This window comes from Pseudarcicella hirudinis (assembly GCF_900115665.1).
Lineage (GTDB): Bacteria > Bacteroidota > Bacteroidia > Cytophagales > Spirosomataceae > Pseudarcicella > Pseudarcicella hirudinis.
In genome coordinates, this window is record NZ_FOXH01000007.1 from 171,865 (window position 1) to 177,864 (window position 6,000).

Annotated in this window: 5 protein-coding genes; all 5 read right to left on the reverse strand. The window is 36.5% G+C overall.

All coding sequences use genetic code 11. The annotated features are described in order from the left end of the window. Positions 1-136 precede the first annotated feature (136 nt). On the reverse strand, positions 137-952 hold the full coding sequence (murQ, locus tag BM179_RS14005; protein ID WP_092017843.1) for an N-acetylmuramic acid 6-phosphate etherase: 816 nt from the start codon (positions 950-952) through the stop codon (positions 137-139). A gap of 157 nt (positions 953-1,109) precedes the next feature. Further along, the gene (locus tag BM179_RS14010) at positions 1,110-2,483 is read right to left on the reverse strand and encodes a dipeptidase (protein WP_177219407.1); all 1,374 of its coding nucleotides are present in this window, start codon (positions 2,481-2,483) and stop codon (positions 1,110-1,112) included. A 178-nt stretch (positions 2,484-2,661) separates the two neighbouring features. Then, positions 2,662-3,303, reverse strand: coding sequence for a glycerol-3-phosphate 1-O-acyltransferase PlsY (gene plsY / locus BM179_RS14015; RefSeq protein ID WP_092017770.1), 642 nt, complete (start codon positions 3,301-3,303; stop codon positions 2,662-2,664). Positions 3,304-3,606: 303 nt separating this feature from the next. Continuing rightward, entirely contained in the window at positions 3,607-4,395 is a 789-nt protein-coding gene (locus BM179_RS14020; protein ID WP_092017771.1) for a LytR/AlgR family response regulator transcription factor, read from the reverse strand. Between the two features lie 222 nt (positions 4,396-4,617). After that, entirely contained in the window at positions 4,618-5,712 is a 1,095-nt protein-coding gene (locus BM179_RS14025; RefSeq protein ID WP_092017772.1) for a sensor histidine kinase, read from the reverse strand. Between the last annotated feature and the right edge of the window lie 288 nt (positions 5,713-6,000).

Consider the following 6,000-nt stretch of genomic DNA (forward strand, 5'->3'; position numbering starts at 1 on the left):
AAAGTAAACACAATGTGCTTAATCAATTATCATACCTTGTAAGGTTGTTCAATAAGTACAAAAGATTCAGGAAAAAATATAAAAACAAAACAAGCAATGGTATTAAATTTAGAAAGGCTATCGTAAAAACGTTAATTTACGATTGTCCTTTACCAGAGCGATACGAATCAATGGCACCTCTTACACTTCCGTGATTTTCCAGTAATACTTCCGCTTCTTCCCTGCTTATGCCAAGTTCATTCATGATCATGGTAATACCTCGGTTAACCAATTTATAATTACTCATCTGCATATCCACCATTTTATTCCCTCTCACTTTACCGAGCTGAATCATTACAGAAGTAGAAATCATATTTAACACAAGCTTCTGAGCGGTTCCGGCTTTCATTCTGGTACTTCCGGTTACAAACTCTGGCCCCACTACTACTTCAATCGGATACTGAGCAGCTACAGAAAGTTCACTTCCCGGATTACAGGAAATAGAAGCGGTTAAAATACCTGCTTCTCTGGCTTTATTCAGTCCGCCGATTACATATGGCGTTCTTCCTGAAGCAGCTATACCTATTAATGTATCAAGTTCAGAAATATTATATTCAGCTAAGTCCTTCCAGGCCTGTTCGGGATCATCTTCCGCAAACTCTACAGCTTTTCTGATCGCACCATCTCCACCGGCTATTATACCGATAACCATATCAAACGGAACACCATAAGTCGGCGGACATTCTGAGGCATCAACAATTCCCAATCTTCCACTGGTTCCGGCTCCTATATAGAAAAGTCTTCCTCCAGCTTTCATACGTTTTACAATCTCCGGGATTAATACTTCAATTTGCGGAATAGATTGCTCAATGGCAAACGGAACTGTTTTATCTTCTTCATTAATCCCTCTCAAAATCTCCTTAACGGACATTTTATCAAGATTATCGTGATTTGATACCGATTCAGTGACCATATTGGTCTTAGCGTCATTATTCATTTATTGATTCAAAGATAATTAACTGATTTACTATTCAAAATTTGATTAACAAGCCTTAACAGATATTAACAAGCATTAACAACGAGCCGTTGTTTCTTTTACGTATCAAACCATTATTAACCGAATTACTCTTCTATTTACTACTTTCTTCCGAAAAATACTTAAAAAACAAAGGTATTGTTTCAATTCCTTTATAGAAATTAAATAAGCCAAAATGCTCATTCGGCGAATGTATGGCGTCTGTATCCAGCCCAAAACCCATGAGAACGGTTTTAAGACCCAGTTCTTTTTCAAACAAAGCAACAATCGGGATACTTCCACCTCCTCTTGTCGGTACAGGTTTCTTACCAAAACTTTCTTCCATAGCTTTTTCTGCGGCAAGATAGGCAATCGAGTCAGTCGGAGTAACGTAAGGTTCTCCCCCATGATGAGCACGCACTTTCACTTTTACACCTTCCGGGGCAATGGACTCAAAATGTTTTGTAAACAATTCAGTAATTTTATCAGATTGCTGATCAGGCACAAGTCTCATTGAGATCTTGGCAAATGCTTTTGAAGGTAATACGGTTTTTGCTCCTTCTCCGATATATCCTCCCCAAATACCATTTACATCTAACGTTGGACGAATTGAAGCCCGCTCAATCGTAGAATATCCTTTTTCCCCTCTTACTTCATCTATATCAAGGTCTTTTTTATATTCTTCAAGATTAAATGGTGTTTTTGCCATTGCCTCTCTTTCCTCTCCGGAAAGTTCAACAACATCATCATAGAACGCCGGGATACTGATATGATTATTTTCATCATGCAATGAAGCAATCATTTTAGAAAGCACATTAATGGGATTAGCAACTGCACCTCCGTAAACGCCTGAGTGCAGATCTCTGTTTGCCCCCGTAACCTCCACTTCCATGTAACTCAATCCTCTCAGCCCAACATCAATAGAAGGGATATCATTGGCAATAATAGCAGTGTCAGAGATCAGAATTACGTCAGCCTGCAACTTTTCCTTATTCGACTTTACAAAGGTTCCAAGGTTATCAGATCCTACTTCTTCTTCACCTTCAATCATGAATTTCACGTTGCAGGGTAAAGTATTTGTTGCCATCATTGCTTCAAATGCTTTCAGGTGCATATAAACCTGACCTTTGTCATCACAGGAACCTCTCGCATAAATTTTCTCCTCCTTCACCACAGGTTCGAAAGGGGGTGAATTCCAGAGTTCATAAGGATCAGCGGGCTGCACATCATAATGTCCGTAAACCAGAATAGTTGGTAATGCCGCATCGATTATTTTCTCTCCGTAAACAATCGGAAAGCCTGCGGTTTCACAAATTTCAGCAGAATCAGCTCCGGCAGTTTTAAGTTTTTCACAAATAAATTCTGCCGCTTTCCTTACATCAGCTTTGAATTTACTGTCTGCACTCACTGATGGAATTCTTAACAAATCCAGTAATTCAGTTAAAAATTTATCCTTATTTTCCTGAATGTAATGTTGAATATCTTGCATTTCGAAATTTTAATTTGTTGATGACCTTTTAATGGCAAATTGTTGTAGGAAACCTTATCAATAAAAAACCTCCTGAATCTGAATTTCAGGAGGTACAAAGATACAATTTCATCTGAAAATAATAGTTGTTTATCCTGACCGGCTTATTATCCACATGGTATAAACTTACATTTTCATCTTATTTCTTTTTGGGACGGAAGTAAATTCTACTTTCTTCCCCTTTCAAAAGTCTTACGATGTTTTTTCTGTGTGTAACAGCTACCATCAGGAATAAGGCAAAGCCAAAGATGATATTCAAATCGTTTTCGTTTCCGAATGTTTTCAAAACCAACAAAACCGGAAACGCTAATGAGGCAATAATAGACCCCAGCGAAACGTAGTTGGATGCAAGGAATACCAGAAAGAATATTACCATACAAACCAAAGCAGCTTCCGCATGAACAGACATTACCATCCCTAATAATGTAGCCACTCCTTTCCCACCTTTAAAATTAGAAAAAGCCGGAAAAACATGGCCTAAAACAGCTGCAAAACCGAAAATAAGTTTCAAAGTTTCGCAATCATTCCAATCAATCAGATGCGAATAATAAAGCATCATTGCTATAGATGTTGCAATCCAGCCTTTAATCGCATCAATCAGCAGTACAATTGTACCTGCACGCTTTCCTAGTACTCTGAAAGTATTTGTAGCACCGGCATTTCCACTTCCGTGTTTCCGGATATCTAATCCGAAATAAGCTTCACCATACCAAAGAGCGGTAGGAATTGAGCCCAGCAAGTAGGCAATCACTGTACAACAAACAATAACAATAGTTAACATAAAGGAATATGAAAATTAAATTGTCTCAACATTTCACCTGAAATCAAGAAAGAAATTATCCGATTTGAAATCAGAATTTTCAAAATACCAGGAGAATAGTTTCAGACAAATATAATCCCGAATCAAAAGAAAACCTATAAGTCAATATAAATTCTTGAAAAGATACAAGTACTATGCTCTAATTATTATATTTAGGTAAAGTTAGCATGAACATTTGTTAACATTCAAGCAATATTAGAGTTTTATATGCTCCGTTTTAAATACTAAAAGCACCTGCTATTGATATGGCAGGTGCTTTTAGATTTACTCTTTATTGTCATTAAGAATCGTCTTATCCACCAGAGTAGCTCTGTCCTTGAAGAATAAACTATCCTGAAATGTATTAATTACCTCGGCTTTATAAGTAGAACCGATTGGCAGCCTGATTACTTTTTTCAGTACCATTTCATCGCCTTCAATAGCCGTAATTCTTTCCAGTGCCACGATGTACGAACGGTGAACTCTCAGGAATAATTTCTGAGGTAAACGGTTTTCAAGGTCTGTCAGTGTAAGATTACATACAATCCTTTCATCATTTGTAAAAATAGAGGCGTATGTTTTTTCAGCTTCAATGTAAACAATTTCTTTGAAATTTACCCGTTGAAACTTTCCCTTGGCATCTACCTTTACAAAAATGAAGTCCTCCGAAGGTTCTTTAATCGTAGGAGCTTTGGTTTTGTTTGATTTTACTTCCTTCATCGACTCCGGCAAAGGCATTTTCTGAACAGCTTTGAGAAAACGTGCATAAGAAAATGGTTTTACCAGATAATCCATTACTCCATATTCATAACTATCTAAAGCATATCGTTCATATCCGGTAGTCATGATAAATTTCATTTTTCCTTCATACAACTGCAAAAAACGCATGCCTGAAATCTGTGGCATCTGCACATCCATAAACACTAAATCAACCTGTTGCTCCTGCAATAATTTAGAAGCTTCCATTGCGTCGGTTGTTGCCGCAACCAATTCTAAAAATGGCGTATCATTAATGTAATCCACAACGACATCCAGTGCTGACTGCTCATCGTCTACTGCAATACATCTTATCATAGTTTGCTCAAATTATAGTTTTAAAAAAGGCTTTCTCAACCTGCTGCAGCTTTGAAAGCAAAATACTTATTATAGTGGACGGTTAATCAATGTTAAATTACAAAATGATGAACATAGTTTGATAAACCTGACCAATAACATTTAGCAAAAAACAAAGTTCTTCCTGATATTATTAAATACACCTAATAAACGTGGAATTTCAAGGTTAGGCTCTAATTAAATCTAATTAAAGTTGAGTGTAAAAATGCAGATATACTCATCAGGTAAATCTATTATCTCCATCTTCTGTTTTGTACCATGAACTGCTTCAAGCCTTTGCTGAATATTACTGACACCAACTCCGGTTCCTTCGTCATGGATTCCCATCGCATAATTAACTTTAAGGTTCCTGGTAGAGAAGGTAAATATATTGTCTCTCAGAATAGCCTTAATTGTCAGAGGATTATCAGGATCCCTTAATTCTCCATGCTTAAAGGCATTTTCGACAAGGGTAATCAATACCATCGGGAGAATAAAATAACTATCAAAATCCCCTTCTTCCTCAAAATCCACACAAATTGTATAGTTAAATCTTTGTAAGTGCAAATCTATATAATCTTTCACAAATTTCACTTCCTCTTCAAGCATCACTTTATCCTTATTCATTTGCGTACTGGTTGCATATCTCATCATTTCAGAGAAAGTAAGAACAATTTCCCCTGCCTGCGGGGAAGCATTTTTTACCCTCTGGTAAATCATGTTAAGCGTATTGTACATGAAATGCGGGTTGATCTGAGCTCTCAGGAATGCCATTTCAGCTTTACTCTTCTGTTCTTGTAAAATTCTGATTTCTCTTTCCCGTAAAGCAATTTCACTTTGCTGCTTGGCAATATGCTGCTCCTGTTCAATAGACTTTAATGCAAAGTAGTAGCCCAGACTAAAAAACAAATAAATATTCACAAACCAAAGGCTGTCAGTAACAAAACTCCAGAACAAAACCGGTTTGGGTTCTACCCTCTCGAAAAAGGGAATGACGTAATCTGTCAGAACATATCTGAAGAAAATATAAAGACCGATCAGACAAATAAGGTTAACTGCAAGAAGGAAATATTTTTTGGGCTTTAAAAAACTGGGTAAGATATAGAGGGCATTGATATAAAAAACAGTAGCAACCAAAGCATGCTTCAAAACTCCTTCAAATAAAAGAACACTAAGTTTTAAGAGGTCTCCACCACCATCATAAATGTAAATTAATAAGTCTGTATAAAAAATATAAACTATCCAGAGAATCCAATGTATCCTTCGGTTCCTATCCAAATAAAGCGCGGTTTTTCCCATAAATTAACTTCTTACAGTATAAAGTTTCCGCAAATTATATATTTCGCAACAACTCGCCAATAAAATTTCAATAATGATAAATAAAAAGGTCTAAAAAAAATCTGAAATTAAAATTCGGCTTGACAATCGACCTATTCGGCTTGACAATAAGCCAATTCGGAGAATATTCTGCATTCACCACCTTTTTCCTGCCAACTTTGTTCCATCAAACGACAAGAAAGTCACTTACAACTCATATATCTAACAATCTCTGATTAAACACATTACAACATTATGAAAACGCAAAAA

What these genes read in the sequence shown, in the direction of transcription:
- BM179_RS14025 (WP_092017772.1), bottom strand. Translation starts at nt 5,712, where the DNA reads ATGGGAAAAACCGCGCTTTATTTGGATAGGAACCGAAGGATACATTGG.
- BM179_RS14020 (WP_092017771.1), bottom strand. Translation starts at nt 4,395, where the DNA reads ATGATAAGATGTATTGCAGTAGACGATGAGCAGTCAGCACTGGATGTC.
- plsY (WP_092017770.1), bottom strand. Translation starts at nt 3,303, where the DNA reads ATGTTAACTATTGTTATTGTTTGTTGTACAGTGATTGCCTACTTGCTG.
- murQ (WP_092017843.1), bottom strand. Translation starts at nt 952, where the DNA reads ATGGTCACTGAATCGGTATCAAATCACGATAATCTTGATAAAATGTCC.
- BM179_RS14010 (WP_177219407.1), bottom strand. Translation starts at nt 2,483, where the DNA reads ATGCAAGATATTCAACATTACATTCAGGAAAATAAGGATAAATTTTTA.